This window comes from Terrisporobacter muris, assembly GCF_024621905.1.
Taxonomy (GTDB): domain Bacteria; phylum Bacillota; class Clostridia; order Peptostreptococcales; family Peptostreptococcaceae; genus Terrisporobacter; species Terrisporobacter muris.
This window is the reverse complement of the sequence record NZ_JANKBY010000563.1, coordinates 1-1,320: the sequence shown is the minus strand read 5'-3', so window position 1 is coordinate 1,320 and position 1,320 is coordinate 1. Positions and strand designations below refer to the sequence as shown.

The window sequence follows — 1,320 nt, the reverse complement described above, 5'->3', positions numbered from 1 at the left end:
ATACTAAAAAAGGAATTTTTATATTATAAACTTAATTGTTATAGAAAAAAGGGAGTAAAAAGGAGAATAATAATGAGGATTGAGGATATAGTTATTGAATCTATATTGAAAAATAATGAGAAAATGGCAGAATTTAGGGACAGTGCTCATAATTTAAGAATAGGAATATTAGGAGGGACATTTGACCCTATACATTATGCTCATCTAGCAACGGTGGAATTTATAAGAGGCAAATATAATTTAGATAAAGTTATTTTCATACCTTCTGGTAATCCTCCTCATAAATTTTGGAATATAACTGATAAAAAAGATCGTTATGAAATGGTAGTGCTTGCTACTGTGAAGAATGAAAATTTTGTGGTTTCTGATATGGAAATTGAGAAAGTTGGAAAGACTTATACTATAGATACTTTGAGAGAGTTAAAAAAGACTTATCCAACTTGTGAATTATTTTTTATTACAGGAGCAGATGCCATATGTGATATAGAAGCTTGGAAAGATGTAGCTGAAAATTTCAAACTAGCCACCTTTATAGCAGCAACAAGACCGGGGATAAGTCTGCTTAGAGCTCAAGATTATATAGAAAAATTGGAAAATAAATATAATGCAAAAATTATAAATGTATATGTACCTTCTTTGGATATATCATCCACATATATAAGAGATCAATTGAACTTAGGAAAATCTGTTAGATATTTAATACCTGAAAATGTGGAAGCATACATAAAAGAAAAAGGCCTATACAATTTTGGAGTTGAGTAAATGAATTATAAAGAAATAGAAAACGTATTAAAAAAAATGCTACCTGAGAGAAGGCTAGAACACTCTCTAAATGTATCGAAGTGTGCAGTGAAATTAAGTGAAATATATAAATGTGATAAGGAAAAGGCAGAGATTGCTGGACTTGTGCATGATTGTGCTAAATATTTTACAGATGAACAAATAGAAGATTGTGTAAGAAAGTTTAACATAGAGTTAGATTCTCTAGAAGTGAATAATATAGCATTATCCCACAGCATTATAGGTTCTTATGTAGCAAAAGAAGTATTTAATATTGATGATGAAGAAATTATAAATGCAATTAAGTATCATACTACGGGTAGAGAAAACATGTCTCTTTTAGAAAAAATAATATATATGGCAGATTTAATAGAAGAAGGAAGAAAATTTCCAAGAGTAGAAGAATTGAGAGAGCTAACTTTTAGTGGAAAGTTAGAAGAAGCTTTAATTTTATCTTTCAATAATACTATAAAATTTGTAATAGATAATAATCAATTAATACATCCAAGGACTGTAAGCGCAAGAAATTATATATTAAGA

2 protein-coding genes are annotated in these 1,320 nt (G+C 28.6%); both read left to right on the top strand.

Going from position 1 to position 1,320, the window contains the following annotated elements; genetic code table 11:
- The first annotated feature begins 72 nt into the window (after positions 1-72).
- Positions 73-762 (top strand): nicotinate-nucleotide adenylyltransferase, encoded by a 690-nt coding sequence (gene nadD / locus NSA58_RS20305; protein WP_139044981.1) that lies wholly within the window; start codon positions 73-75, stop codon positions 760-762.
- On the top strand, positions 763-1,320 hold a 558-nt coding region (gene yqeK / locus NSA58_RS20300), incomplete at its 3' end, for a bis(5'-nucleosyl)-tetraphosphatase (symmetrical) YqeK (RefSeq protein ID WP_257560942.1).

Coding starts and splice junctions, on each gene's coding strand:
- nadD (WP_139044981.1), top strand. CDS start 73: ATGAGGATTGAGGATATAGTTATTGAATCTATATTGAAAAATAATGAG.